The 24,258-nt window shown below is 66.9% G+C and carries 27 protein-coding genes; 10 read left to right on the forward strand and 17 right to left on the reverse strand.

Annotated features, from left to right (window positions below; all coding sequences use genetic code 11):
- Window positions 1-5 precede the first annotated feature (5 nt).
- Window positions 6-188 carry a hypothetical protein gene (locus OG394_RS22250; protein WP_328988952.1) on the reverse strand — a complete coding sequence of 61 codons (183 nt, stop codon included), beginning with the start codon at window positions 186-188 and terminating at the stop codon, window positions 6-8.
- A gap of 182 nt (window positions 189-370) precedes the next feature.
- Here OG394_RS22250 and OG394_RS22255 point away from each other — a divergent pair, with 182 nt between their 5' ends.
- The 3 genes from OG394_RS22255 (at window position 371) to OG394_RS22265 (ending at window position 2,591) form a co-directional block, all read left to right on the forward strand.
- Entirely contained in the window at window positions 371-829 is a 459-nt protein-coding gene (locus OG394_RS22255; protein WP_328988953.1) for a DUF4383 domain-containing protein, read from the forward strand.
- A gap of 103 nt (window positions 830-932) precedes the next feature.
- Window positions 933-1,739, forward strand: a complete 807-nt coding sequence (locus tag OG394_RS22260; protein ID WP_328988954.1) for a sigma-70 family RNA polymerase sigma factor — start codon at window positions 933-935, stop codon at window positions 1,737-1,739.
- A 102-nt stretch (window positions 1,740-1,841) separates the two neighbouring features.
- On the forward strand, window positions 1,842-2,591 hold the full coding sequence (locus OG394_RS22265) for an ANTAR domain-containing protein (protein WP_328988955.1): 750 nt from the start codon (window positions 1,842-1,844) through the stop codon (window positions 2,589-2,591).
- Here the strand turns inward: OG394_RS22265 and OG394_RS22270 are convergent.
- The 8 genes from OG394_RS22270 to glgX all read right to left on the reverse strand — a co-directional run bounded on the left by OG394_RS22270 (window position 2,588) and on the right by glgX (window position 11,503).
- The gene (locus OG394_RS22270) at window positions 2,588-3,187 is read right to left on the reverse strand and encodes a DUF3618 domain-containing protein (RefSeq protein ID WP_328988956.1); all 600 of its coding nucleotides are present in this window, start codon (window positions 3,185-3,187) and stop codon (window positions 2,588-2,590) included. The two genes, OG394_RS22265 and OG394_RS22270, sit on opposite strands and share 4 nt — an antisense overlap.
- Complete coding sequence (locus OG394_RS22275; RefSeq protein WP_328988957.1) at window positions 3,163-3,528, reverse strand: phage holin family protein; 366 nt, start codon at window positions 3,526-3,528, stop codon at window positions 3,163-3,165. Before OG394_RS22275 ends, OG394_RS22270 begins: the two co-directional genes overlap by 25 nt.
- A gap of 51 nt (window positions 3,529-3,579) precedes the next feature.
- Complete coding sequence (locus OG394_RS22280; RefSeq protein WP_328988958.1) at window positions 3,580-4,341, reverse strand: hypothetical protein; 762 nt, start codon at window positions 4,339-4,341, stop codon at window positions 3,580-3,582.
- Window positions 4,342-4,419: 78 nt separating this feature from the next.
- Window positions 4,420-4,776 (reverse strand): hypothetical protein, encoded by a 357-nt coding sequence (locus OG394_RS22285; RefSeq protein ID WP_328988959.1) that lies wholly within the window; start codon window positions 4,774-4,776, stop codon window positions 4,420-4,422.
- A 68-nt stretch (window positions 4,777-4,844) separates the two neighbouring features.
- A complete protein-coding gene (locus OG394_RS22290; RefSeq protein ID WP_328988960.1) occupies window positions 4,845-5,033 on the reverse strand; it encodes a hypothetical protein in 189 nt (62 codons plus the stop codon).
- Between the two features lie 170 nt (window positions 5,034-5,203).
- A complete protein-coding gene (gene treZ, locus OG394_RS22295) occupies window positions 5,204-6,979 on the reverse strand; it encodes a malto-oligosyltrehalose trehalohydrolase (RefSeq protein ID WP_328988961.1) in 1,776 nt (591 codons plus the stop codon).
- A gap of 1 nt (window position 6,980) precedes the next feature.
- A complete protein-coding gene (gene treY / locus OG394_RS22300) occupies window positions 6,981-9,392 on the reverse strand; it encodes a malto-oligosyltrehalose synthase (RefSeq protein ID WP_328988962.1) in 2,412 nt (803 codons plus the stop codon).
- A complete protein-coding gene (gene glgX / locus OG394_RS22305; RefSeq protein ID WP_328988963.1) occupies window positions 9,389-11,503 on the reverse strand; it encodes a glycogen debranching protein GlgX in 2,115 nt (704 codons plus the stop codon). Before glgX ends, treY begins: the two co-directional genes overlap by 4 nt.
- Before the next feature lie 119 nt (window positions 11,504-11,622).
- Between glgX and OG394_RS22310 the strand changes: the two genes are divergently transcribed.
- Window positions 11,623-11,793 carry a hypothetical protein gene (locus OG394_RS22310; RefSeq protein WP_328988964.1) on the forward strand — a complete coding sequence of 57 codons (171 nt, stop codon included), beginning with the start codon at window positions 11,623-11,625 and terminating at the stop codon, window positions 11,791-11,793.
- Window positions 11,794-11,870: 77 nt separating this feature from the next.
- Here the strand turns inward: OG394_RS22310 and OG394_RS22315 are convergent, their stop codons facing one another.
- Window positions 11,871-12,683 carry a SigB/SigF/SigG family RNA polymerase sigma factor gene (locus tag OG394_RS22315; protein WP_328988965.1) on the reverse strand — a complete coding sequence of 271 codons (813 nt, stop codon included), beginning with the start codon at window positions 12,681-12,683 and terminating at the stop codon, window positions 11,871-11,873.
- A gap of 172 nt (window positions 12,684-12,855) precedes the next feature.
- Here OG394_RS22315 and OG394_RS22320 point away from each other — a divergent pair, with 172 nt between their 5' ends.
- From OG394_RS22320 to OG394_RS22330, 3 genes are all read left to right on the forward strand, one after another.
- Window positions 12,856-13,350 (forward strand): DNA polymerase ligase N-terminal domain-containing protein, encoded by a 495-nt coding sequence (locus tag OG394_RS22320; RefSeq protein ID WP_328988966.1) that lies wholly within the window; start codon window positions 12,856-12,858, stop codon window positions 13,348-13,350.
- A gap of 69 nt (window positions 13,351-13,419) precedes the next feature.
- Window positions 13,420-13,881: a phage holin family protein gene (locus OG394_RS22325; protein ID WP_328988967.1), complete on the forward strand. Its 462-nt coding sequence runs from the start codon at window positions 13,420-13,422 to the stop codon at window positions 13,879-13,881.
- Window positions 13,878-14,243, forward strand: a complete 366-nt coding sequence (locus OG394_RS22330) for a DUF3618 domain-containing protein (RefSeq protein ID WP_328988968.1) — start codon at window positions 13,878-13,880, stop codon at window positions 14,241-14,243. Before OG394_RS22325 ends, OG394_RS22330 begins: the two co-directional genes overlap by 4 nt.
- Before the next feature lie 97 nt (window positions 14,244-14,340).
- Here OG394_RS22330 and OG394_RS22335 read toward each other — a convergent pair whose 3' ends face one another.
- Window positions 14,341-14,532, reverse strand: a complete 192-nt coding sequence (locus tag OG394_RS22335) for a hypothetical protein (RefSeq protein ID WP_328988969.1) — start codon at window positions 14,530-14,532, stop codon at window positions 14,341-14,343.
- Between the two features lie 189 nt (window positions 14,533-14,721).
- Between OG394_RS22335 and OG394_RS22340 the strand changes: the two genes are divergently transcribed.
- Window positions 14,722-17,898, forward strand: a complete 3,177-nt coding sequence (locus OG394_RS22340; protein WP_328988970.1) for a glycoside hydrolase domain-containing protein — start codon at window positions 14,722-14,724, stop codon at window positions 17,896-17,898.
- Here OG394_RS22340 and OG394_RS22345 read toward each other — a convergent pair.
- The 3 genes from OG394_RS22345 to OG394_RS22355 all read right to left on the reverse strand — a co-directional run bounded on the left by OG394_RS22345 (window position 17,891) and on the right by OG394_RS22355 (window position 20,591).
- The gene (locus tag OG394_RS22345) at window positions 17,891-18,514 is read right to left on the reverse strand and encodes a nitroreductase family protein (RefSeq protein WP_328988971.1); all 624 of its coding nucleotides are present in this window, start codon (window positions 18,512-18,514) and stop codon (window positions 17,891-17,893) included. The two genes, OG394_RS22340 and OG394_RS22345, sit on opposite strands and share 8 nt — an antisense overlap.
- 15 nt (window positions 18,515-18,529) lie before the next feature.
- Window positions 18,530-19,495: a penicillin-insensitive murein endopeptidase gene (locus tag OG394_RS22350; protein WP_328988972.1), complete on the reverse strand. Its 966-nt coding sequence runs from the start codon at window positions 19,493-19,495 to the stop codon at window positions 18,530-18,532.
- A 475-nt stretch (window positions 19,496-19,970) separates the two neighbouring features.
- On the reverse strand, window positions 19,971-20,591 hold the full coding sequence (locus tag OG394_RS22355; RefSeq protein ID WP_328988973.1) for an L-threonylcarbamoyladenylate synthase: 621 nt from the start codon (window positions 20,589-20,591) through the stop codon (window positions 19,971-19,973).
- 126 nt (window positions 20,592-20,717) lie between these two features.
- On the opposite strand from OG394_RS22355, the gene OG394_RS22360 reads away from it, so the two are divergent.
- Together OG394_RS22360 and OG394_RS22365 are read left to right on the forward strand one after the other, a co-directional pair.
- Window positions 20,718-21,134 (forward strand): Dabb family protein, encoded by a 417-nt coding sequence (locus tag OG394_RS22360; RefSeq protein ID WP_328988974.1) that lies wholly within the window; start codon window positions 20,718-20,720, stop codon window positions 21,132-21,134.
- Complete coding sequence (locus tag OG394_RS22365; protein ID WP_328988975.1) at window positions 21,131-22,591, forward strand: MFS transporter; 1,461 nt, start codon at window positions 21,131-21,133, stop codon at window positions 22,589-22,591. Before OG394_RS22360 ends, OG394_RS22365 begins: the two co-directional genes overlap by 4 nt.
- Here the strand turns inward: OG394_RS22365 and OG394_RS22370 are convergent.
- The 3 genes from OG394_RS22370 to OG394_RS22380 are packed head-to-tail and all read right to left on the reverse strand — an operon-like array spanning window position 22,504 to window position 24,246.
- Entirely contained in the window at window positions 22,504-22,857 is a 354-nt protein-coding gene (locus OG394_RS22370) for a hypothetical protein (RefSeq protein ID WP_328988976.1), read from the reverse strand. The two genes, OG394_RS22365 and OG394_RS22370, sit on opposite strands and share 88 nt — an antisense overlap.
- Before the next feature lie 43 nt (window positions 22,858-22,900).
- Complete coding sequence (locus OG394_RS22375) at window positions 22,901-23,524, reverse strand: class F sortase (protein WP_328988977.1); 624 nt, start codon at window positions 23,522-23,524, stop codon at window positions 22,901-22,903.
- Window positions 23,521-24,246, reverse strand: a complete 726-nt coding sequence (locus OG394_RS22380; protein ID WP_328988978.1) for a DUF4397 domain-containing protein — start codon at window positions 24,244-24,246, stop codon at window positions 23,521-23,523. The genes OG394_RS22375 and OG394_RS22380 overlap by 4 nt, the downstream gene beginning before the upstream one ends.
- Window positions 24,247-24,258 lie beyond the last annotated feature (12 nt).

Here is a 24,258-nt window from a genome sequence, read left to right on the forward strand (position 1 = left end):
GAGGGTCAGCGAACGCGGTCGCGGCGGACCAGGGCTGCGTCGATCCACTCCAGATGGCCATGGTGTTCGAGCAGGACCTGCCGGACAGCGCCACTCGTGGACGTCCTCCGCACCGCCACCACCTCGGCCGCAACCCAGCGGCCGCACAGCAACGCCTGCACCGGCACCGGCCGGTACTTTCCGGTCATAGCGATCCAATTCGACCCGTACCACGTGGCGCATCGGCGCCCGGCTGGCCTCTCAACCGCCCTCAGGCTAGCCCTCGAAAGCCCCGCCTGGCCAGTGCCGCCCACTGGACCGCATATCGGCCAGCCGGCGGGGTACCACACCGGCACCCGAACAGCTCGGGTTCCCCAGAGGAGTGAGCAAGATGGCGAATACAAGGGCACAGGGCCGGATCACGGCTCCGGTGCAGAAAGCCGCCCTGGTGGTGGCCGCGACGTTCCTAGCGGTCGGCGTGCTGGGCTTCGTGCCAGGCATCACCACCAATTTCGACACGATGTCCATCGCCGGGCATCATTCCGACGCGATGTTGCTCGGCATCTTCCAGGTCTCGGTGCTGCACAACCTGGTTCACCTGCTTTTCGGCGCGGTCGGCTTGGCGCTGGCGAGATCGGTCGGCGGCGCCCGCAACTACCTGATCGGCGGCGGGCTGGTCTACCTGCTGCTGTGGGTCTACGGACTCGTGGTCGACGAGGCCAGTTCAGCGAATTTCGTCCCGCTGAACAACGCCGACGACTGGCTGCACCTGGTGCTCGGCGTGGGCATGATCGGCCTCGGTGCCGCCCTCAGCCGGAGGGAGGCCACTACAGGCACGGCGACCCGCTGACCGGACGGCGCTGATTGGTATCGGCACCGTCGGGTACGTAAGGCGAACCCGGCCAGTGGCCCAACCCCGCTGCCATCCGGCCGGATCGGCTTAAGGATGCGTCATGTCCACGCCATTCGCTCATCGTCGCTCCCCGTCACACCCGCCGATCCAGGCGGCACGTGACCGGATCGCTACCGAAACCGAGAAGCTGCTGCGAGCCGCCGACGGCTGTCTGGAACCCCGCCGAGGTCAACTGCTCGACGAGGTGATCGTGTTGAACACCCCGATGGCCAGAACCCTGGCCTCGAGGTATGACGGCCGCGGGGTCGAGGGAGACGATCTGACCCAGGTCGCCTTCCTCGGCCTCGTCAAAGCCGCCCACCGCTATCGGCCGGGTCCGGGCACCGATTTCCGCTCCTATGCCATCCCTACCATCCGCGGCGAGCTGAAACGGCACTTCCGCGACAACGCCTGGACGGTCCGGCCACCGCGCCGGGTTCAAGATGCCCAGGCCACGCTCAACACCGCCGAGAGCCGGTTCGTGGCCCGCAGGCACCGCTGGCCGACTCCCGCCGAACTCGCGGTCGAGAGCGGCTTGCCGCTCGATGACGTGGTGGACGCACAGTCGGCTCAGAGCTGCTTTCAGCCGCTGTCGCTGGATGCTCCCGTTACCGGGGGAGCGACGACCCAGCTCGGGAGCTTCGTGGCCGACCCGAGCGAGCCCTATGAACTCATCGATCAGCTCGAGTCGTTGCGGCCTGCCCTGCAGGGACTGTCGGCTCGTGATCAGCTGATTCTGCGGCGCCGGTTCATCGAGCACCGCAGCCAGGCTGAGATCGCGACCGAGATCGGAGTCAGCCAGATGCAGGTTTCGCGTCTGCTGAGCCGGATCCTGACCCAACTGCGAAGCACTCTCGCCGCTGCATGAATTCCGGCCCGCTACCGCTCGACAGGGGCTGGATCGCGAATTACCGTTGGTGGAGCCGGTTCAGAGATGTAGCCGTTCCACCGACGGCTTGGAGTCGGCACCTTGAATCCCAGCGACCCGGCGAAGGCTCAGCCGCCCGCGCGTTTCGACCGCGTGGTGACTCGCGGACCTGGGCTTGACGTCACCTTCGACTTCTCCCCTGCCCTCATGATCGGGCGGCTTTCGGGTCACCTTCGTGGCCGTACCCGTACTTATCTGCGCGGCTGCTTCCGTAGTGCCGTCGGGCAACGTCCGGAGCGGTTCGTCGTCGACGCGAGCGGCCTGGTGACCTGCGATGCCGGCGGCCTGGCGGCTCTCAGAGCGGCGCTCGAGTTCACCGGCACCTATGCGCCCCCCGTCGCCGTCGCCGGACTGACCCCGGTCTATCAGCGAATGCTGGGCCTGATGCGAGCGGACCAGACGGAGGGCGAGATCGCGGCGTGCGCGACGCTGGCCGAAGCTGTCCGGCAGGTCCTGGCGAACCCGCCTCCCGCGACCGCAGAGGCCGACGTGTTGCTAGCCGAGGTCCGTAATCTGCACCGTGGAATGCTCACCCGGAGCTCCATCGAACAGGCCAAAGGCGCCCTGATGGTCGTCTACGGTATCGACCCTGACACTGCCTTCGCGATGTTGTCGTGGTACTCCCGCAACGGCAGTCTGCCCCTGCACGATCTCGCCGCTCAGCTACTGACGGCACTGAGAGAGCGGGCGCCTGAAACCCTGGGTATGGTGCGGATGGACGCCTTGCTGGCAGACCTGGCGCACCGCCCTCCGCAGACGGCGGACGGTGCGCCGGAGCTCTCAGCCGGCTAGCTGCCGGAGCCAGCCTGGCGGACGTTACCCGCCGCGTCGCGGCCCTGCTCGGCCATCGACTCCGCGGCCTGCTTACCTTCGTCGCCAACGGTGCCTGCCGCGTCCCGGGCACTCTCCTTGACGTGCTGAGCGGCCTCCTGGACCGGCTCAGCCATCTCCGACTTCATTTCCTGGGCAAGGCCAACGGCCTCTTCCTTGAGCGGTTCCTTCACCTTCACGGCGAGCTGTTCCTCGCGGTCGGAGGCCGGGGCCAGAGTGGACAACAGCCACCCCGTGGCGAAGGCGATCGCCCCAGCGGCCAGCGGCGCTCCCTGGGTCTGGCGGCGAGCCACCTCGGGCGCACTCTGGATCGCCGAACCGACGGTCTGGCCCGCGTCGGAGACGGACGACATGGCCGAACCGGTGCTGTCACCGACCGACGAGGCCGCACCCATCACCCGGTCGCGGGCCCGGCTGACCATGCCACGGGCCGCGCGGGTCCGCCGGTGCATGATCTGGCTCGGGCTCATCTTGTCGCTCAGCGCGTCGACATCCCGGCCGACCTCATGCCGGGTCCGCTCGATATCGCGCCTCAGTTGTTCCGTGCTGTCAGCCACTTCGCATCCTCCTTCATCGAGTCGACCGTCTGGTCCGGCTTAGGGTCGACCTGCCGCAGCCGTTGTCTGCCGACCTGGAACAGGACCGCGCCGGCGATGCCCCAGACGGCCGTCACGATCAGCGCCGCCCAGGCCAGGTGCATGGCCTCGCCGAGCGCCCACATCACGGCGAGTGAGGCGAATAGCGCGAGCATCCAGCCCGCGAAACCCGCACCGCCGAGCAGGCCGGCGGCCTTGCCGGCTTTCTTGGCCTCGTCGCGGAACTCCACCTTCGCGAGAGCGAGTTCTTGCCGGGTGAGCGCGGTCAGATCAGTGGTGAGCTTGGAGATCAACTCACCCATCGACTGATCCACCGACGGCGGAGACGGTTCAGGTACTCCAGTCATCTCCGCTCACCGTCCCGGCTGCGGACCCGGGCCGGGGAGCGTGTCCCCGTCGGTGCCATACCCGGGATCAAGCGTAGGATCCGGCACCGGTGCGGGAGGCACCGGCGTCATCGTCGCCGCTCCCGACGCCGGCGGCTGCCCGCCCATCGCCGCGCTCAGCCCGACGTCATCTTGCTGGTACTGGCCGCCGCCCTGCTCATACTGGCCGCCGGCCTGCTGATCGGGATCATCAGCAGCATGCTGGTGTCGACGGTCGGCCATCAGGCCCTTGGTCAGGCGCCCCGCGGCCATACCGGCCACTGCCGCTCCTAGCAGGAAAACGCCGGGCCGGCGACGGGCGAAATTCCGGCATTCGTCCAGTACTTGTCCTGGTTCACGATCGGCCAGGAACTGTGCCGCCTGATCAGTCAGCTGCGAACCCTGCTTGGCCAACTGTGTTACCCAACCGGAGTCGCCTTCGTGCTGCGCCATGCTGCGCAATTCCGAGCTGATCGACCGCAGTCCGTCGGCGAGCCGATCGCGCTGCTCGACGGCCTGGGTCTGCAGCTGCTCCCGGGTCTGCGAGGCCAGCCGGGCCGTCTGTTCCCGGAGCTCGCTCGCGACCTCTCCAACCTGTTCCTTGGCGGTCCCTGCCACCTGGGCGGTCTTCTCCGCCGCGGCCTCCTTCAGGTGTCCGGCCTCATCGCGAGCAACACCGGTAGCCCCGTTCCCGTCCGAGGTCTGCTGCCCGGTGGCCGACGCGGGCCATTCGTTCTTGGTGGGCGTCATCAGACGTCTCCTTCCAGCGAGTTGAGGACTTGAGGTAACCCTCGCAAGGCCTCGCGAAACTCATTGGAAGGACGAAGTTCAGGGCGCTTGCTTGCCCGGCTTCCCCGCACGACGGCGGAACGCCAGGAAGGACCCCACGACGATCGCCACGATACCCACCAGAATGATCAGCAAGAGCGGCACGCCACCGCTGTCCTGGCCGTCGGCGTCTCTGTCACCAGGTTCGTTGACGGGCGTCGGAGTCGGCGTCGGATCGGCTTGGGCGGCGGTCGGCCAGGCAGCTGCCTCAGTGTGGGCTGAGCTGTCGGCGCCGCCAGCACTGGACGTGAGCGCGGCGGCAGGCGCGATCGCCAGTGGCACAACAGCCAGCAAGAGCGCGAGAAGCACGACCGCCACCGAGCGGCCCGGACGAGTTCGGTGCGCAGAGATCTTCACCGTCCTCCGGTGCCCGCGCCCGGTGGCGGCAAAACCTGCCGTCAGGTCACCCGGCGCCGGAATTTGTTTCAGCTGGAGCGTCGGTCGGCCTTGTCCCGCACCGGGGCCGCCCCCGCGCCGGCGTTCGCCGCCGCGGTCTGACGAGGCCGGATGGTCGGGCAGACCGGGCCTCGTTGGACCGGCCCCCCGCCGAGCCTTCGGCTCTTCCACTGGCGCTCGTCGTAGTCGTAGTAGGTGTCCACCTCGTTGTGCGCCATGACCCCAATGTCCCTTTCGTTCGGCCCCACATGGCTTCCGAAAGTGGCCCTCCGCCCCTCAGGAAGAGTCGGCCGGTACCCAATTCACCCCCAGGACATGCGGGAAAACCAGCGTTCTTCGCAAACCGCCTGGCGGAATTCACCGCGCCGTAACACGGGCAATCGCTTGCTCAGAAGGGTACCGACGTTGTCATCCGCGCCGGACCAGGCGTCCAGACCCGTACGACGGCGACGCCGTGGCTCGGCAGATGGACCGATTCAGCCTCCGCCACCGCCGGACCGAAGGCCACCTCGATCTCCCGCGGATGCGCGCCGAGCGGGATGGACCGGTCCTCGGCGCCGAGGTTGGCCACCACCCGAAGGTTGCCCCGGGCAACGACGAACCACTCGCCTGCCGAGTCGTGATCCACCTGTACGGCGCTCAGCCGGTCGTCGGTCAGGGCCGGTTCTGCCTTCCGCAACGCGATCAGGTCGCGGTACCACGACAGCAGGTGGTTGTGCGGTTCCGTCGCGAGTTCGGTCCAGTCGAGTACGGACGCCTCGCGCGTGGCCAAGTCCTGCGGATCGGGAATATCCCCGGCGTCCCAGCCATGTGAGGCGAACTCCCGGCGCCGGCCATCCCGCACGGCCTCGGCCAGGGCCGGCTCGTCGTGATCGGTGAAGTAGCGCCATGGCGTCGACGCGGCCCATTCCTCGCCCATGAAGATCATCGGCGTGAACGGACTGGTCAGGACAAAGGTGGCCGCGATCGCCAACTGACCTTCGGTCAACGGCAGGCGATCGCCGAGCGCGCGGTTACCGACCTGATCGTGATTCGACGCGTACGCCAGGAACGAGTGGCCGCGATGCCGCTCGGGATCGACCGGCCGTCCCCAGTCCTTGCCACGGAACGACGAGTAGCCGCCGTCGTGCAGGAAGACCCGGGTCAATGTTTTGGCCAGCACCTCGGGCGAACCGAAGTCGCCGTAATAGCCGGACCGATCGCCGGTCAGCAGCGTGCGCAACGCGTGGTGGAAGTCGTCACTCCACTGCGCCGTCATCCCGAGGCCGCCCTGGTCGACGGGTTCGATCATGCGTGGGTCGTTCAGGTCCGATTCCGCGATCAGCCCTAGCGGACGCCCCAATTCGCCGGCCAGTTCGGCCGTACGGTCGGAGAACTCGGCTAACAGGTGCCGCGGGCTGTCGTCGACGAGTGCATGCACGGCATCGAGCCGGAGCGCGTCCAGGTGGAAGTCGCGGAACCACCTGAGCCCGTTCCCGATGATCCACTCACGGACCTCGTCGCTGCCCTGGTCATCGAGGTTCACGGCCGGCCCCCACGGCGTGGTGTGGCGATCGGTGAAGTATGGGCCGAAGCGGTCGAGGTAGTTCCCGCTGGGGCCTAGGTGGTTGTAAACGACGTCTAGGCAGACCCCGAGCCCAAGTGCGTGGCAGCGATCCACAAACCGCTGGAGCGCGTCAGGCCCGCCATACGGCTCGTGAACGGCGTAGAGGTGCACGCCGTCGTACCCCCAGCCGTGCCGGCCTGGGAAGGCTGCAACCGGCAGGAGCGAGACCACGTCGATCCCGAGGTCTACAAGATGCGGAAGTCGCTCTATGGCCGCGTCGAACGTCCCCTCGGCCGTGAACGTTCCAGGGTGCAGTTCGTACAAGACTGAACCACGTACGTCCTTGCCCGGCCAATCCTGGTCCGACCACTTGAAGCGGCTCGGGTCGTGCAAACGACTCCACCCATGTACGCCGTCCGGTTGCCACGCACTCCGGGGATCAGGCGTCGGATCGCCCTCGTCGAGCTTGTACGCGTAGTCGGTGCCATGACCGGCCTCAGCCACCTCAAGCGACCACCAGCCATCACCTTCGCTCGAGGGCTGCATAGGCCGATCACCGTCTCGCAGGACCAGATCGACCTGCTTCGCCACAGGCGCCCAAACGGTGAAGGTATGCACGTCAGCTCCTAACAAGAAGCGCCACAGGTAGTTCGTCCAACAAGTCGTGTAGCCGGGTAGAGCCGCCGTTATGCGTCCGGCCGGTCAGAACGTCCGTCCAGTCCCCCTCGGGCAGTACGACGCTGTGGTCGCCCCAACCGCCCAGGTGGTAGAGCCGCGCGTGGAGCCGGGTAGCGACCGTGACAACCTCCGGCCCCGTCCCACGGCCGAAGGCGACGGCATGCCCGCTAGTAGTCGGCAGAGCGGCATACGGACCGGCGAAGGCCTCCGGGAACCGCCGCCGGAGTCGTAGCGCCCGAGACGTCACCAGCAGCTTCTCGTCGGAGAGCCCGGCAGGTCGAACGTCAGCGTCCAGACGGGCCAGACGCTCCGACCTGAGCTTGAAGTCGACGGGACGACGGTTGTCCGGGTCCACTAGCGACAGGTCGAGCAGCTCCGACCCCTGGTAGACGTCGGGCACGCCGGGCATCGTGAGCTGGACGAGCTTCTGCCCGAGCACGTTGCACCGAACCGACTCGGCCTGCTGGTGGCTGAACCGCCGGATCGCCGCGAGCACTTGCTCGTCACCAAGGATCGCCGTGGCGAACGTCGCGACAGCCTGCTCGTACTCGGCGTTCGGCGAGGTCCAACTGGTGTGCCGCTTCGCCTCGCGGATCGCCTTCTCCAGGTACGCGCACAACCGGTCGGCCGAGATCGGCCCGTCCTGCCACGTCCCGAAGACGGTCTGCCAGATCAAGTACTCGGTGGTGCCGTCGACCAGCGGATCGCGATGCTCCACCGACAACTCGCGCCACGAGCGAACCGCGTCCGCCCACGCCACCGGGACCTCGGCCAGTACGGCGAGACGGGCCCGGACGTCCTCGGAACGCTTCGTGTCATGCGTTGAGAGCGTGGTCATCGTGTGCGGCCAATGCGCGACCAACCGGCCCGCGTACGCGTGGAACTCCTCGGGCGATACCCCGAAGTGGTCCGGATTCCCGCCGACCTCGTTCAGCCCGGCCAACCGGAACCAGCGGTAGAACGCCGTGTCCTCAACGCCCTTCGCCATCACCGGCCCACACGTCTGCTGGAACCGCACGATCAACTCGTGCCGGGCGTCCTCGTCGATCCGCGCGGCCGTGCCGGCCTCCCGGCCGAGCAGTAGGTCCCGGACCAGCTCCAGCGTCTCGTGCTGGTCCTCGTCCAAACGGCCGCGTGCAATCTCTACAGCGGCGTCCATCGCCAGCACGGCCTCATGCGACGGCTGCTCCCCCGGTACGACGTACGCGCGGTACCGGTCGAAGGCGACGAGTAGCTCCATCACCACCTCGTGGAAGGCCCTACGGGTGTGATCCCGCAGGCGTACGTCGTCCTGGCAGATCCGGGCGAGTAGTTCGACCAGACGATGGACCTCCGCGTACTGCCCGTCGTCGACCACCTCGCGCTTCGCCTGCTCGACCACGGTCGCGAAGTCGGCTGGGCAGTCCGTGAGCTCGTGGTGCAGGTTCGAGAGTGGTGCGGCCCCGGCAGCGTCTACGAAAAGACCTCCGACCCGTAGCAACGCGTCGTACCCAGTAGTGCCGGCACAAGGCCAGTCGTTGGGGAGCTCCTCGTCGCCCTCAAGGATCTTCTCGACGACGACCCAGGCACCACCAGTCTCTTCAGCCAGCCGACGCAGGTACCCGCGGGGATCGGCCAGTCCATCCGGGTGGTCGATCCTCAAGCCGGTCAGACGTCCGTCTGCCAACAACTGGAGCAGTAGGCCGTGTGTGGCGTCGAAGACCCGCTGGTTCTCGACACGGATGGCCGCGAGCGTGTCTACGTCGAAGAAGCGCCGGTAGTTGAGCTCTTCGTCCGCGACCTTCCAGTGAGCCAAGCGATACCACTGGCTGCCTACCAGCTCCGCGAGCGGCAGAGTCTCCGTCCCCGGCTTCAGCGGGAACTCGTGCTCGTAGTACCGAAGGACCTCTCCCTCGACAGTGATCTCGCCGGCCGCCAACACCCGGCCAATGCGCTGTCCGAGCACCGCCATGAGCAACGGCTGGTCTCCTGCGCCCCAATCCACGTCGAACCACTCTGCGTACGGGGAACCAGGTCCGTCGCGCAGTACGGACCAGAGCGCGGCGTTGAGCCTCGCGGGCGTCGGCACGCTCATGTGGTTCGGGACGACATCCGCGATCGCGGACATCTCCTGCTCGGTCAGCCGGGCCGAGAGCCTCGCGAACGCCTCGGCACCACCAGCCGCCTCCGACAATCGGTTGTGGTCCACCACGTCGTACCCGTGGGTGGAGCCCGGAGCCGGCTGCAGGATCGGCGACAGGTAGACGTGCGAGACGCCGAGGCGGTCGAGGTACTCCACTACGGCCGCCGCGTCGTCGAAACCGAACTCCGCCCGCAGTTGCAGCCGGTACGTCGACAGCGGGCGGAACCTCATCGGCCGGTGTGCGGACGCGTCAGGAGAACGATGCCGCGGGCCTCGACCTTCACGGTGGTACCGGCGGCGTGGTCGATCTCGCCGTCGGTCCCGTCAGCTGTGGCGGTGTCGATCGCTACCCGCCAGGTCTCGCCGTACGGCTTGGGCGGCAGCACGAAGTCGAGCGGCTCGTGGAAGCTGTTGAGCAGCATGATGAACGAGTCGTCCACCACCGGACCACCACGTGGATCCGGCTCGGAAATCGCCTCGCCGTTGAGGAACACCGCGACCGCGCGGCCGTGGTCCTGCTCCCAGTTGACCGGCTCCATCTCTTTGCCGTCCGGGGCGAACCAGGCCAGATCTCCGAGCTCGCTATGCCGGGTGTCACCGCGGAAGAACCGGCGCCGGCGGAAGACCGGATGGCGCCGGCGCAGCTCGAGCACCTTGCGGGTGAACTCGAGCAGATCCTGCTGGGACTGGTCGAGCTCCCAGTCGACCCAGGCGATCTCGCTGTCCTGGCAGTAAACGTTGTTGTTGCCCTGCTGGGTCCGGCTCAGCTCGTCACCGTGCAGCAGCATCGGCACGCCCTGGGACAGCAGCAGGGTGGTGAGCAGGTTGCGCTGCTGGCGGGCCCGCAACGCCAGCACGGCCGGGTCGTCGGTCTCGCCCTCGACCCCGCAGTTCCAGGACCGGTTGTGGCTCTCGCCGTCCTTGTTGCCCTCGCCGTTGGCGTCGTTGTGCTTGTCGTTGTACGACACGAGGTCGCGCAGGGTGAACCCGTCGTGCGCGGTGACGAAGTTGATACTCGCGATCGGGCGGCGACCGTCGTCCTTGTAGAGGTCCGACGAACCGGTCAGCCGGCTGCCGAACTCGGCCAGCGTCGACGGCTCACCGCGCCAGAAGTCGCGCACGGTATCGCGGTACTTGCCGTTCCACTCGGTCCACAAGGGCGGGAAGTTTCCGACCTGGTAGCCGCCGTCGCCGACATCCCACGGCTCGGCGATGAGCTTGACCTGGCTGACGACCGGATCCTGCTGGACCAGGTCGAAGAACGCCGACAGCCGGTCGACCTCGTGGAACTGGCGGGCCAGCGTCGCGGCCAGATCGAACCGGAAACCGTCCACGTGCATCTCGGAAACCCAATAGCGCAAGGAATCCATGATCAGCTGCAGCACGTGCGGGTTGCGCATCAGCAGGCTGTTACCGGTGCCGGTGGTGTCGTAGTAGTGCGACTTCTTCGAGTCCACCAGGCGGTAATACGCCGCGTTGTCGATGCCCTTGAACGACAGGGTCGGGCCGAGCTCGTTGCCCTCGGCCGTGTGGTTGTAGACGACGTCGAGAATGACCTCGATACCGGCGGCGTGCAGCGCCCGGACCATCGTCTTGAACTCGGTCACCTGCTGGCCGCGATCACCCGTCGACGAGTACGCGTTGTGTGGCGCGAAAAAGCCGATCGTGTTGTAGCCCCAGTAGTTCGTGAGGCCCTTCTCCTGCAGGTGCGCGTCCTGCGCGATCTGGTGCACCGGCATCAGCTCGATCGCGGTGACCCCGAGTTTGACCAGGTGGTCGATGATCGCGGGATGCCCGATACCGGCATACGTACCGCGGATCTCGTCCGGTAGGCCGGGATGGGTCTTGGTCAGGCCTTTGACGTGCGCCTCGTAGATCACGGTCTCGTGGTACGGGCGGTGCGGCGGCCGGTCGTTACCCCAGTCGAAGAACGGGTTCGTCACCACCGAATGCATGGTGTGGCGCACGTTGTCAGCGCCGTTCAGCTTGGTGGGATCGTCGAACGAGTAACTGAACAAGGACGGATCGCCGTCCACCTGGCCCTCGATCGCCTTGGCGTACGGGTCGAGCAGCAGCTTGGTGGCATCACAGCGATGCCCCTCGGCGGGCGCATACGGCCCGTGCACGCGGTAGCCGTAGCGCTGCCCGGGCTGTACGGCGGGCAGGTAGCAGTGCCACACGAAGCCGTCGACCTCGGTGAGCTCGATCCGGGTCTCGGCGTACGAATCGTCGAGCAGGCAGAGCTCGACCTTGTCTGCGACCTCCGAGAAAACCGCGAAGTTGGTGCCGGAGCCGTCGTAAGTGGCACCGAGCGGATAAGCGCGTCCTGGCCATTTCTGCACGGGACACCCTAACCAGCCAGGCGGCTCCGAACGAAGCACCCCGACGGCCATCTCGCCCTCGTTTCGCATGCTGGAGCCATATCTGGGTACCGGTTGGGTGAGCGGAAGGAGTTTCTGCGATGAGTACGATCCCGATCAACCCGATTCCGCCCGACGAAGACCCGGATCTGGCCAAACCGTCAGTGACGACGCCCGGCAAGGACGATCCGCTTTCGGTGCCGGACCCGCCTAAGCCCAAGACCGACCCGGACGAGGACCCCAACGAGCAGTTGCCGCGCTTCCCGGATTGAGTCTCCCCCCAGAGAAACGAGTAGCGCCCCGTCCACCTGGCCGGGGCGCTACTCGTTTCCGAGGGGAAAACGGGGGATCAGGCTGCCGCGGGCATCGAGATCTTTTCGCGCAGTTCATCGAGAATTCGCCGGAGCAGGCGCGATACCTGCATCTGGCTGACACCGATCTCCCGGCCGATGTCCTCCTGGGTCCGGCTGTCGATGAACCTCAGCTCGAGGATCTGCCGGTCCCGCTCGGGTAGTTGCTCGATCAACGGCCGCAGCACGGTGATCGTCTCGGCATGCTCGAAGGAGTCATCCCGGGTCGGCACGGTGTCCGCGAGGGTCTTGGTCGACTCCTCGTCGTCATCGAGCGGACGGTCCAGCGAGAGCACCGAGAAGCAGCCGACCGCGGCGACCGCGCTCTCGACCTCGTGGATTCCCGCGTCGAGCTGTGCGGCCAGTTCCGGTACGGACGGTTCGCGGTGCAACTCCTGTACCAGTTGGGGTTCCACGGCGGCGATGGCTCCCTGGAGCTCCTGCAGCCGGCGCGGGATCCGCACGGTCCACGAGCAGTCGCGGAAGTACCGCTTGATCTCGCCCCTGATGGTGGGTACGGCGAACGCCGGGAACGGGGTGCCCGTCTCCGGATCGAAGCCGTGTGCCGCCTTCACCAGCCCGAGATAGGCGACTTGTTCGACGTCGTCCGACTCGACGCCGCGACCGGAGAACCGGGTGGCGATCGAATGGGCGATCTCGATGTTGAGTTCGACGGCTTCCTCGAGCAGCCGCTGCCGCTCTTCCTCGCTGTCGGTGAGCCTCCGGCGCCGCAGAAGTGAGCTGGTCTGCTCGTCCCGCCGGGCTTTGCGCGCCTGTTCGGCGCTCTGGGTACAACGATCGGTGTTAACCATCTGAATGACCTCGCGACTGTGAGTCACGGCGTGGCACATGGCTGAACCACGGTCATTACCCTTGCGAATGACCCTAGCCCGAATCGGTCGCAAATGCATCACGTCGCGACCTCGGCATCATCTACTGCGCGTTGCAGCCAGGTACCGAACACCTTCGCGAAGGGAGCGGCGAATGAGCCCGATCTTCGTGATCCAGAAGCATGACGCGAGGCGCCTGCACTACGACGTACGACTCGAAGTCGACGGTGTGCTCAAGTCCTGGGCGGTGCCGCGCGGGCCGTCGCCGGATCCCGCGCAGAAGCGTCTCGCCGTACCGACCGACGACCACAGCATGGAGTACGCCGAGTTCGAAGGCGTGACCGGTTCGGGGCGGTACGGATCGGGCGCGGTGATCGTGTGGGACCTCGGCGTTTATCGCAACCTCACTGAGAAGTCGGGGGTCGAGGTGCCGATCGCGACGGCCCTGGCGCAAGGGCACGCGAAGTTCTTGCTGCAAGGGGTGAAACTCGGCGGCGCGTGGGCGCTGACCCGGACCAGCGCGGACGGCGACTGGCTGCTGGTCAAGGTGCGCGACGAGTACGCCGATCCGTCCTGGGACCCGACCGAGTCCCAGCCCGGGTCTGTCCTGAGTGGGCGAACCATCGAAGAGGTGGCCGCTGCCGGCTGAGTGTGTGCCCGGGTCGGTTGGGTACCGGCGTCGTAGGGCGTCAACCAGTCAGAGCTGACGGGAGTGACCATGACGACGCAAGAGCGAACACGCCACATCGATCGCGGGTCTACCGGCGACGAGCATGTCGGCGAACTGGTCGGGCAGCTCAGCGCGGATGTGAGCCGGCTGGTTCGGGATGAACTGCAGCTGGCCAAACTCGAGCTGAAGGACAAGGGCAAGCAGGCCGGGATCGGCCTCGGGCTCTTCGGCGGCGCCGGCACGATCGCGCTGTACGGCCTCGGCGCATTCATCACAGCAGCCATCCTCGGCCTCGCCCAGGCGGTACCGGCCTGGCTGTCGGCGCTACTGATCGGGGTGGTGCTCTTCGTCATCGCGGCGATCGCCGCCCTGCTGGGCAAGCGGCACGTGAGCGAAGCGACGCCGCCGATGCCCGAGCACGTTGTCGAGGGCATGCACCAGGACATCGAGGCCTTGAAGGGCCACCACGCCGCCGGTCTGGGGCAGGTCGAAGGGAAGAAGACCTTATGAGCAACGCCACTGAGCAGGAGATTCGCGCGGATCTCGAGCAGACCCGCGAGCGGTTGGCGAGCACGGTCGAACAGCTCGGCCGGCAACTGAACGTCCCGCACCGGATCAAGACCAGTGCCGCCTCGGCCGGCGATCGCGCCCGCCACGCCGCTTCCGACGCAACCGTCCGCGCGCGCGACGTCGCTTCAGTCGCAACGGTTCGCGCTCGCGATGTCGCTTCGGTCGCGAGCGTGCGTGCCCGCGACGTCGCATCCACCGCCGGTGACCAGATCCGCCGCAACCCCAAGGCGGCCGCGATCGGCGGAGCCGTGGCAGTCGGCGTCGGCGCAGGTGCCACCTGGCTGGCAAGGCGCGGCCGATGAGCGTCGCCTGAAAGCGTTCCCCGGAAGGAACGACACATGATGGCCCCGGCGTCCCGTGTGGGAGGCGCCGGGGCCGTCACCATGCGTGGGCCGAGTCTCAGCGGACGTCGCCGGGGACGGTGTGGGGGAAGGTGTGCGGGTCGGGTTCGACTGGGTGGCCTTCGTCGATCAGGTCGTCAACGCGGACGCCTTCGTCTGGTTCGCCGGGTGGGTGGAGGGTCTCGTGTTCGGCGATCAGGTCCGTGTCGCCCTCGGCCGGGCCCTCCGGAGGTTGGCTTCCAGTAGTCATGGCGGTTCTCCCCTCTTGATACTCGACCCGTACCCGGTGGCGCGAGGGCCATTCGCGGAGCAGACTGCCCGAATTGGCCGGAATTGGCCCATCTGTGAACATCAATGAGCATTGACCGCGCAGTGACTTAGCGCCAGAATCGCCGCACTTCTTGAAACATTTTAACCACCAATCCACCCGGAGTGCGACATGCGAATTCTGCGGTTGGTCCTACCTGGTCTCCTCCTCCTCGGCCTGACTCCCGCTCCGGCGGAGGCGGCACCACCACCGGTCTGGGTGCAGAACGCATCCGACCGACTCTTCGTCTCGTCGGTCCGGCCGAACAACGCGCCGACCGCGATCGACCTGTATGCCGCCAGGAACGAGACCGAGGCGGCCCAGATCGCCGTACGGCCTGGCGCCTCGATCTCCGGCGTCTTCGTCGACGCGACGGCGCTGACCGGCCCGGGTGGCGCGACGATTCCCGCGGCGAACGTGACGGTTCGGCGCGAGTACAACCATCCGAACGTCTGGACTCCTGGCGGCGTACAGCCCGAAACACCTTCGGGCGCCAACACCCCGCGGTACGACGCGCTGGTGGAGAACTCGGCGACAACGCTCGCCGCCAACGTCACCCAGCCGTACCACTACAGCGTTCACGTGCCGACCGGTCAGGCGCCGGGCGTCTACACCGGCACCGCCACCGTTCGCAGCAGCGCGGGCGATGTCGCCGTACCCGTGCGGGTCACGGTGTACGACACGACTCTGCCGAAGACGGACCAGGCGACGTTCAAGGTGAACAACTGGACCACCTCCGCGGGCTGGGACTACGACGGCACGGTGAAGGCGATCCCGATGCAGTACGGCGTGCAGATGTACGACGCGAACTGGTGGAAGGTGATCGAGAACATCGCCAAGAACCACGCCAAGCACCGCAACAACGTCGTGCACGCGGACTTCCAGGCGCTACTGATCCCGAACACCACGATCGATGCCGCAGGCAACTACACGTTCGGCTGGGAAACGTTCGACAGGTTCATCGAGATCTACCAGAACGCCGGCGCACTGCAGTGGATCCACACGCCGCACCTGCTGAACGGCCGGCATGAGGTCAACGGGACTTGGGTCAACCCGAAGCTCGAGATGCTGAAGAAGGTCGACGGAACCGTGCAGCGGGTGCTGGTCGATCCGCACACCACGGAGGCGACCGCGTACCTGGACAAGCTCTTCGCCGCGCTCAAGGTGCACCTCGATGCCAAGGGCCTGACCGACAAGTTCTACATGAGCGCGAACGACGAGTCGCGCTACGTCGAGGACTCGAACGCGGCCAACTGGCTCTACGACGTCTACCGCCGGCACTTCCCGAAGCCGCTGCTCAACGAGGCCGAGCTGGCTGTCCTCAACCCGACGGCCAGGACCACGGCGCACACGCCGAAAATGGATCTCTACGAGGAGCAGGTCGGCCTCTACCAGCGCAAGCGTCTGGCCGGCGAGGAGCTCTGGCTCTACAACTGCATCGAGCCGCAAGGCCCGTACATGAATCGCTTCACCAGCCAGCACCTGAGCAAGACGCGATCGACCTTCATGCTGGCGTGGAAGACCGGCGCGGTCGGCTACCTGCACTGGGGCTGGAACTACTGGTTCCAGAACGTCGGCGGGCCGTACATCCAGTTCGACACCTTCAACGGCTCGCAGAACGGCGACCACTTCCTGGTCCGGCCGAACCGCGCGGCGTACGACGTGTACGACAGCCTGCGCAGTGAGGCACAGCTCGACGGTATCGAGGACTACGAGCTGCTGACACAATTGGCCCGCACCAAGCCGGTGGCCGCGCGGGCGATCGCGAACAGCCTGATCAGCAGCTCGATCTCGTACGAGCTATCCGGCGAGGCCTTCAACCAGGCACACCGCCAGATCCTCGACGCGCTCGCGGCCGGCGGTCCGGACCAGGCGTATCCCTACACGGACGACTTCGGCGCGGGACGCGACTCGTGGCGGCACTCGCGCGGCGACTGGTCCGCGAGTGGCGGCGTACTGAACCAGACGAACAACACCAACTGGAACTTCGTCGCCGGTCTGGAAGGACGCGCGTACGGCGATGTGGCCGCAAGCGTCGACCTGAAGATCAACGGCGTCAACAGCAACGGCGGTAACACCAACTGGGCCGGCATGATGGTGCGAAACCTCAACATCAACGATCTGGACAGCGGCTATCTCATTGCCCAGCGCAACAATGGCGAGGTCTTCGTCTATCGCAGTGGCGAGCGGCTTGCGTCGGCGCAGGTGCCGGGCTACACGCCTGGCCAGTTCAGCAAGTTGCGAGTCGTTGCTCGCGGCAACACCATCACCGTGTACGGCGGCAACAACCCGGCACCGGTATTGACCGTCTCCGACTCGTCCTTCAGCGCTGGCGGGTTCGGGCTGGTGACGGGTGGCGCCAGCGCCTCGTTCGACAACGTACGCCTCAACCCCGAGACGAACCCGGCCGAGGCGCGCCCCGTCACGGTCAGCTCGACGTACGACGGTGACGGCTGGAATCCCCGCGCCGCGGTGGACGGCCGCCGTACGTCGGAGGCGGGCGCGGCGGGCTGGACCAGCGCGGCCGCGACGAGTGCGACCGACGCGCAGTCGATCCAGGTCGACCTCGGTTCGGTCCGGCCGGCGAGCCGAGTGGACCTCTATCCGCGATCGGACGGCGCGAACGCGGGCCGGGGGTTCCCGATCGACTTCACCATCGAGGTGTCGGCCGACGGCTCGAGTTGGTCGACCGTGGCGGACAAGCAGGGTTATCCGCGACCGACGGCGACCTTGCAGGCGTTCCCGTTCGTGGATCGGCCGGTTCGGTTCGTGAAGGTGACCGGGAAACGGCTCGATACCGACAACTTCGGCACTTACCGGATGCAGTTGGCGGAGCTGGAAGTTGCTGGGGGCAACCTTGCGGCCGGACGACCGGTGACGACGTCGAGCTCGGTGGAGTACACGAACGAGGGCTGGTTGCGGTCGAACGCGACCGACGGTGTGCGGCAGTCCTTGCTGTGGAACTCGATGGGCTGGAGCAGTGACGCCGTCGCCGCTGGAACGCCGCAATCGTTGCGGGTCGATCTCGGTGGACCGAGCATGGTCGGCCGGGTCGATCTCTACGCCCGTAGCGACGGCGCCAACACCGGCGGCGGATTCCCGATCGACTTCACGATCGAGCTCTCGTCCGATGGGGTTTCTTGGACGATGGTTGCCACGGTGGTTGGCCAACCGTTGCCTGGGGCAAATGCGTTGAGCCGGACGTGGTCACCGACGACCGCTCGTTATGTGCGGATCACCGGCACCAACCTGAGGCCCGACGGCCCGAGTGGTCATCGGATGCAGTTAGCCGAGGTCGAGGTCAGATGACGGTCAGCACCTCGTCCAGCGGTTGACGTTTGGCCGGCTTGAACGACGTACCGATCGAGTAGGCCGTGGGGATCAACGCCGCTTGGCGAAGACCCTGCGGCAGCTCGAGCAGCTCCGAGATCTCCCGCTCGTAGCGAAGGTGCAACGTCGTCCAAGCCGTGCCAAGACCGCGCGCCCGTGCTGCCAGGCAGTAGTTCCAGGCGGCCGGGAGGATCGAGCCCCAAAGGCCGGCCTGGTTGCCCTCGGCAAGGGATTTGGCCTGCAGGCACGGGATGACCAGGACGGGTACGTCGCCCATCCGGTCGCCGAGATACGCCACGCTGTCCCCGACCCGGCGTTGCACCTGCGCCCGGTTGGGGTCATCGGCGTACAACCGGCCAGCCGCACCTGGTGAGTCCAGGTAGTCGGCGACGGCCCGGCGGTAGAACTCCCCAATCGCCGCGCGCTTGTCCGCGTCCACCACGACGACCCAATGCCAGGTTTGACGGTTGGAGCCGGACGGCGCCTGGAGCGCGATCTCCAGGCACTCGCGGATCAGCTCCAGCGGCACCGGCTTGTCGAGGTCAAGGCGCTTGCGAACCGTGCGGGTGGTGGTGAGCAGCTCGTCTGGATTCATGCTCCCCATGATGGCTCAGCAGGCGTAGGAGCCGTTCGGGTGCACCTTTTCGCAGTAGCGGACGTGCAGGTGGTTGTCGTGGTTCGCCTCGTGCGTGGTCAGACCCTCGTTGATCAGGGTCGGATCGTTGAAGAAGATGAACCGGACGTGCCCGGGTGCGGCGGCCCGGATGGCCTGGACGAGTTGGCGGGTCGCGGCTCGGTCGTACGTCGTGCTCTGCCAGGTGATCCGGCTACCGGTGCACTGCGCGTTGTCGGTGCGGATCGGCCACATGTCGATGTCGAGCCCGACCTCGTGACTACCGTGACCGGGGATGTCGCCGCCGTGTTCGAACGAGGCGTCGCCGTACGGCACCTGGCCTTGGCTGGTCGACGCGAATGAGCGTGCCGCTTGTTCGAGCTGGGCGATCGCGGCAGCCGTTGCCCAGTTGGCGGTGGTGTTGCCGTCGGGGTTCTTGTCGCAGAAGTTCGCGTTGAAGTCCGGGTAGTCGTAGTGCCAGGTCAGGTTCTTCCAGGTGACCGGGCCGGTGATGCCGTCAGCGCCGATGCCCGCGTGGGATTGGAAGGCGGTGACGGCATCCTTCACGGCCTGGCTGTAAACGCCGTCGACCGCGAGGCTCAGCCGCCGCTTCGCGTTCAGCTCGACTTGTAATGCTCGAACGGCTGGGCCGGTGTTGCCTGGGCGGATCAAGGGAGCGAGAGCGCCCCAGGTTTGCGGGCCGACGATGCCGTCGGAGCCTAGACCTTTCGCCGCTTGGAACGCCTTTACGGCGGTCACCGTCGATGCGCCGAATACGCCGTCTGCTGGTGCTGATTGACCGTGGTGCTGGAGGAGGTACTGGATGGCGGTCACGTCCGCGCCGCGATTACCGCTGCTCTGCGTCGGGAAGAACGCGTTCGCATAGGCATCCGCGGGCGCCGGCATCACCCCCACCAGCAACAACCCCGCCACCACCTGCCCGAACCGCCGCAACCACAACATCCCAGCCTCCACCCAGTAGCGAACCAACCCCGGTAAGTAACCAACCCCACCGCGCCACCTTCAGCCAATTTCCTCCCACCCGCAACCCCCAACCCCCAATCCCGCCAACACCGGCACCAGGCTTGCGGTCGGCACCCCTCAGCCCTGCGTCGATTGGTCTGGATTCGCCCGCTGCGAGGGGGTTCAGTTTTCCCAATTTGGCCGCGCGGGCGAATCCTGACGAATCGACGCTAATCGCGCGCCAGGAACCACGCCGGCCGGGTCAAAAGGCCCCGAGGAAGGTCATCCGTCGACCGGCATTAGCGACGATTCGTCCGGATTCGCCCGCACGGCCATAGTCGGAAAACCTCACGCCGCCGCAGCGGGCGAATCCAGACCAATCGACGCAGGGCTGAGGGGGTGCCGACCGCGGGCGTGGTGCCGGTGTAGGCGTGGTGAGGTGCGGACCGCAAGCCTGGTGGCGGTGTTGGTGGGGTTACTCGAAGGGGGTGGGGTCGCCGGCGCCGATTCGGACGACCTCGGGGACGTCTTCGGAGAAGTCGATGACGGTGGTGGGGTCGGTGCCGCAGTCGCCGGAGTCGATGACGGCGTCTACCGCGTGGTCGAGGGCTTCTTTGATCTCCCAGCCCTGGGTCATCGGCTCTTCCTCATCGGGGAGCAGCAACGTCGTCGAGAGCAACGGCTCCCCAAGCTCAGCCAAGAGAGCCTGAGTGACCACGTGGTCAGGGATGCGCACCCCGACAGTCTTCTTCTTCGGGTGCATGAGCCGGCGCGGGACTTCCTTCGTCGCCGGGAGGATGAACGTGTAGCTCCCGGGAGTAGCCGCCTTCACCGCACGGAAGACCGTGTTGTTGATGTGCACGAACTGCCCGAGCTGAGCGAAGTCCTGGCAGACCAGCGTGAAGTGATGCCGGTCATCGAGCCGGCGGATCTGCCGGATCCGCTCGAGCCCTTCCGCATTACCCAGCTGACAGCCGAGGGCGAAACAGGAGTCCGTCGGGTAGGCGATCAGCCCGCCGGACCGGATCAGGTCCACCACCTGCCCGATCGCACGCTTCTGCGGGTTCTCCGGATGCACGTCGAAATACCTGGCCATGACTGCAGACCTTAGTGCCCTGGCTCACAACCTGCCCGATTCCGCAGCTCACCCTTGCAACACTCCATTACTAGAGTTATGGTCTCTAACAGTTCTTACGAACCAACACCCGAAGGAGAGAACGCGATGATCTACCACAGCATCCGAGTCCAGATGAAGGCCGATGCTCCCCAGGAGCAGGTCGATGCCGCCCTCGAGCAGCTGCGCAAGATGGGCCGCGAGATCCCGGCCGTGCAGAGCTGGGCGGTCGGCCGCGACATCGGCGGCGACTTCGACTACGGCGCGCAATTCGTCCTGAAGGACCTCGACGGCTACCTCGAGTACATGCACTCCCCGATCCACCGCAAGGTCGACGAAATCGGCCTCCCGATCGTCGAGAACATGATCTCGACCGACCTGACCGATGACGACGACCCGGCGATCGGCGACAAGATCCGCGAGATCCACGTCAAGCGGTTCGAGGGCGATCCGGAGCTGCTGACCCTGGTCGAGGGCCTCGACTCCTACTCCGGCAGCGGCGTCCCGGGAACGACCGGGAAATGACCACCACGCGGCGCCCGTCCGCGGGCGCGATCCTCCTCGTCCTCGCGGCGGGCACCGCGGCGTTCGCGATGCTGCAGTCGCTCATCACCCCGGTGCTGGCCACCATCCAGTCAGAGCTGAACACGACGCAAAGCACAGTCACCTGGGTCCTGACCGCCAACCTGCTCTCCGCGGCGATCTTCACCCCGATCATCGGCCGCATAGGCGACTCGATCGGCAAGAAACGCGCCCTGGTGATCGTCCTACTCGCCCTAGTAGCCGGATCCCTTATCGCCGCCCTGGCCACCAGCATCGGCGTACTCATCGCCGCCCGAGTCGTCCAAGGCGCGGCGGGCGCGGTCTTCCCCTTGGCGTACGGCATCATCCGGGACGAATTCCCAGCGGCCCGGGTCGCGTCCGGCGTCGGCGCGATCTCGGCGATCATCGCGGCCAGTGGTGGCCTCGGCATCGTGCTGGCCGGGCCGATCGTCACCGGTCTGGGCTACTCCTGGCTGTTCTGGATCCCGATGATCCTCGCGATTCTCGCGACCGCCGCGGCCTACCTGTTCGTGCCCGAGTCGCCCGTACGTCAACCCGGCCGGATCAACTGGCTCGCGGCGGGCCTACTCGCGTCCTGGCTGGTCCTGCTGCTGCTCGGGGTCAGCCGCGCGCCGGTCTGGGGCTGGACGTCGACGCAAGTAGTCGCGCTGATCGCCGGCGCCGCCGTACTGCTCGTCGCCTGGATCGCCACCGAGCTGCGATCACGAACGCCGTTGATCGACATGCGGATGATGCGCCTGCCAACCCTGTGGACGACCAACCTGGCCGCTTTGCTCTTCGGTGCCGGCCAGTTCGCGATGTTCGCGTTCCTGCCGCAGTTCGTGCAGACACCGACGTACGCCGGTTACGGGTTCGGGTCGTCAGTCACGGCGGCGGGCCCGCTGATCCTTCCGATGCTGATCACGATGTTCGTCGGCGGAATGGCGAGCGGCCGGCTCGAACCCATCTTCGGCTCAAAGGCCCAACTGGCCGGCGGATCGGCCTTGAGCGTGGTGGCCTTTGCCGGTCTGGCGTTCTTTCACGATGAACGCTGGCAGATCGGCGTAGCGACCGGCGTCTTCGAGCTCGGTATCGGCCTGGCCGTCTCCGCGATGACCAACCTGATCGTCACCGGCGTACCGTCGTCGCAAACCGGCGCGGCCACTGGGATGAACGCCAACTTCCGGACCATCGGCGGCGCACTCGGCACCGCCGTGGTCGGTTCAGTCATCACCAGCAACCTGCAGGGCAACGGCGTTCCGGCCGAGACGGGCTACGCCACCGGTTTCGGTGTCCTGAGCGTCATCTCGATCGCCGCGGTCGCCGCCGCCTTGCTCGTACCCTCAGTCCGTCAACGCAATAGCGCCACGGCCGCGTCGAAGGCGGAGTCGCGATCGGCGGCGAACTCCTCGTCGGTGAAGACGGGCGTCCGGACGTGAGGCGGAATGCCCGGGCCGTCGAAGCTGCGCCAGTCGGGCGTCCGGAACTCCTCGTTCGGCACGATGTAGTGCCAGCCGTTCGGCAGCTCCCGCACCAGCACATCGGAGAAGACGCCCTGCGTGTTCGCGCCGATCCGGACCGGTCGCGGGTCGCGTCGTCCGCGTCGTTCCGGGCCCGCTTCAGGTAGGCCAGGAAGGGTTTGCCGGTCAACCGCGACGCGAGCCGCAGACCGAATTCGTCCGAGCCGCCGCGGCCGATTCGCCACGAGAGAGGAATCACCCGTCCCTTGGTAGACCTACCACCACCGGTCAGGGCACCGGGATTGCCGTGACCACCAGGTTGTTCGCATAACCTCCACGAGCCCGGTTGAAGGCGCCAGTACAGGTGATGAGCACCAGACGATGGGCGTCCGTCTGCGAGAAAGCCCCACTCGTCGTAGCCAAGGCATCCTTCGGCACGGACTTCACCGAACTCACCCGGTACGTCGCGCTACGGCCGCCACCGCGAAGCACCACTCGCTCTCCCGGCCGAACGCGTAGCAGGCGGACGAAGAACCCGAGGCCCTCTGTAGCCGAGTCGACGTGCCCAGCAAGCACTACCGAGCCGAACGGGTCTCCCGCCTGCGCCCCGCCATCCCACCACCCGACGGCCCGGACGTCCTCCGGCACGACGAGCAGCCCGTCCGTCGTACTGGCGGGCTGGACCGGCGCAGTAGCCCCGCCGGGCAGAACCAGTTGGGCCGGGATGAACCGGAAGCGTTGGCTCGCAGCGGGCGTTCCCACTCGCGCTGTCGGCACCACCTCAGCGCTCACCGGCGCTCGCCCGGGCTCAGCCTTAGGCGAAGGCGCAGGCTGCATGGCCGGGTCGGCGCAACCCGTGAGCGCCGAACCGGCCAGCAGCAGTACCGCGAGCCCGGTGTGGACTGAGGTCATCGGAGAGCGGCTTGCCCGCCGGTGCCGGTGTCCACGCGATCAGGCTTGACCGAACCGGTGCGCGGCAGTGTGAGCACACCGACCACCACGGTCATCGTCTTCGCCGCCGGTACACCGACCGCGAATACCCGGTTTAGCGAACCGCCTTTCACGGTCAGTGATAAAGGACCGAGAACTCTGGGCGAAGTGGCACCGGCCGGAACGATTTCGACCCGGTAAGTACCAGCCGGAACGACCAGTTCTAGGGATTCACCATTGGCCACATTCGCGAACAGCACCTGGCCGTTCACCCGGATATCGGCCGGACCGACCGCGGCCGTGTGTGCCACCCGCAGCAATGCCTTGTCCGCCGTCACCGCGGTCGACTTGTTGGCGTACGAGGTGACGACCGGCGCGCCGGTCGGGGCGGCCGGCAGATGCAGGACGGTGTCCTGACTACCTCCCGTCAACACCCGGATACGCCGATCGAGCACCGTGGTGGCGCCGGCTTTCGCCGTGATCCGGCGCTCCCCCGAGGTCAGCCGGAACGGGCCGACCATGGTCGCCGGTGCCACCCCGCGAGCCACGGTCCGGCCGTCCACCGAGATGTCGACCGTCCGCCCGGGCAGCCCCTGGACGACGTACACCAGCCCAGTCGAGGCGGCTGTCGCACCGGGCAGGATCGCGGCCGGCACCAAACAGGCTGTCACCGCGAGCACACTCAGGATTACCGGACGGCGCATTCTCGAATCACC

The sequence above is a fragment of the Kribbella sp. NBC_01245 genome, from assembly GCF_036226525.1.
Lineage (GTDB): Bacteria > Actinomycetota > Actinomycetes > Propionibacteriales > Kribbellaceae > Kribbella.

Excerpts from the sequence above, each read along its gene's own strand:
- OG394_RS22250 (WP_328988952.1), bottom strand. The coding sequence starts at position 188 with ATGACCGGAAAGTACCGGCCGGTGCCGGTGCAGGCGTTGCTGTGCGGC.
- OG394_RS22255 (WP_328988953.1), top strand. The coding sequence starts at position 371 with ATGGCGAATACAAGGGCACAGGGCCGGATCACGGCTCCGGTGCAGAAA.
- OG394_RS22260 (WP_328988954.1), top strand. The coding sequence starts at position 933 with ATGTCCACGCCATTCGCTCATCGTCGCTCCCCGTCACACCCGCCGATC.
- OG394_RS22275 (WP_328988957.1), bottom strand. The coding sequence starts at position 3,528 with ATGGGTGAGTTGATCTCCAAGCTCACCACTGATCTGACCGCGCTCACC.
- OG394_RS22280 (WP_328988958.1), bottom strand. The coding sequence starts at position 4,341 with ATGACGCCCACCAAGAACGAATGGCCCGCGTCGGCCACCGGGCAGCAG.
- OG394_RS22290 (WP_328988960.1), bottom strand. The coding sequence starts at position 5,033 with ATGGCGCACAACGAGGTGGACACCTACTACGACTACGACGAGCGCCAG.
- treY (WP_328988962.1), bottom strand. The coding sequence starts at position 9,392 with ATGAGGTTCCGCCCGCTGTCGACGTACCGGCTGCAACTGCGGGCGGAG.
- OG394_RS22310 (WP_328988964.1), top strand. The coding sequence starts at position 11,623 with ATGAGTACGATCCCGATCAACCCGATTCCGCCCGACGAAGACCCGGAT.
- OG394_RS22315 (WP_328988965.1), bottom strand. The coding sequence starts at position 12,683 with ATGGTTAACACCGATCGTTGTACCCAGAGCGCCGAACAGGCGCGCAAA.
- OG394_RS22320 (WP_328988966.1), top strand. The coding sequence starts at position 12,856 with ATGAGCCCGATCTTCGTGATCCAGAAGCATGACGCGAGGCGCCTGCAC.
- OG394_RS22325 (WP_328988967.1), top strand. The coding sequence starts at position 13,420 with ATGACGACGCAAGAGCGAACACGCCACATCGATCGCGGGTCTACCGGC.
- OG394_RS22330 (WP_328988968.1), top strand. The coding sequence starts at position 13,878 with ATGAGCAACGCCACTGAGCAGGAGATTCGCGCGGATCTCGAGCAGACC.
- OG394_RS22335 (WP_328988969.1), bottom strand. The coding sequence starts at position 14,532 with ATGACTACTGGAAGCCAACCTCCGGAGGGCCCGGCCGAGGGCGACACG.
- OG394_RS22340 (WP_328988970.1), top strand. The coding sequence starts at position 14,722 with ATGCGAATTCTGCGGTTGGTCCTACCTGGTCTCCTCCTCCTCGGCCTG.
- OG394_RS22345 (WP_328988971.1), bottom strand. The coding sequence starts at position 18,514 with ATGAATCCAGACGAGCTGCTCACCACCACCCGCACGGTTCGCAAGCGC.
- OG394_RS22350 (WP_328988972.1), bottom strand. The coding sequence starts at position 19,495 with ATGTTGTGGTTGCGGCGGTTCGGGCAGGTGGTGGCGGGGTTGTTGCTG.
- OG394_RS22355 (WP_328988973.1), bottom strand. The coding sequence starts at position 20,591 with ATGGCCAGGTATTTCGACGTGCATCCGGAGAACCCGCAGAAGCGTGCG.
- OG394_RS22360 (WP_328988974.1), top strand. The coding sequence starts at position 20,718 with ATGATCTACCACAGCATCCGAGTCCAGATGAAGGCCGATGCTCCCCAG.
- OG394_RS22365 (WP_328988975.1), top strand. The coding sequence starts at position 21,131 with ATGACCACCACGCGGCGCCCGTCCGCGGGCGCGATCCTCCTCGTCCTC.
- OG394_RS22375 (WP_328988977.1), bottom strand. The coding sequence starts at position 23,524 with ATGACCTCAGTCCACACCGGGCTCGCGGTACTGCTGCTGGCCGGTTCG.
- OG394_RS22380 (WP_328988978.1), bottom strand. The coding sequence starts at position 24,246 with ATGCGCCGTCCGGTAATCCTGAGTGTGCTCGCGGTGACAGCCTGTTTG.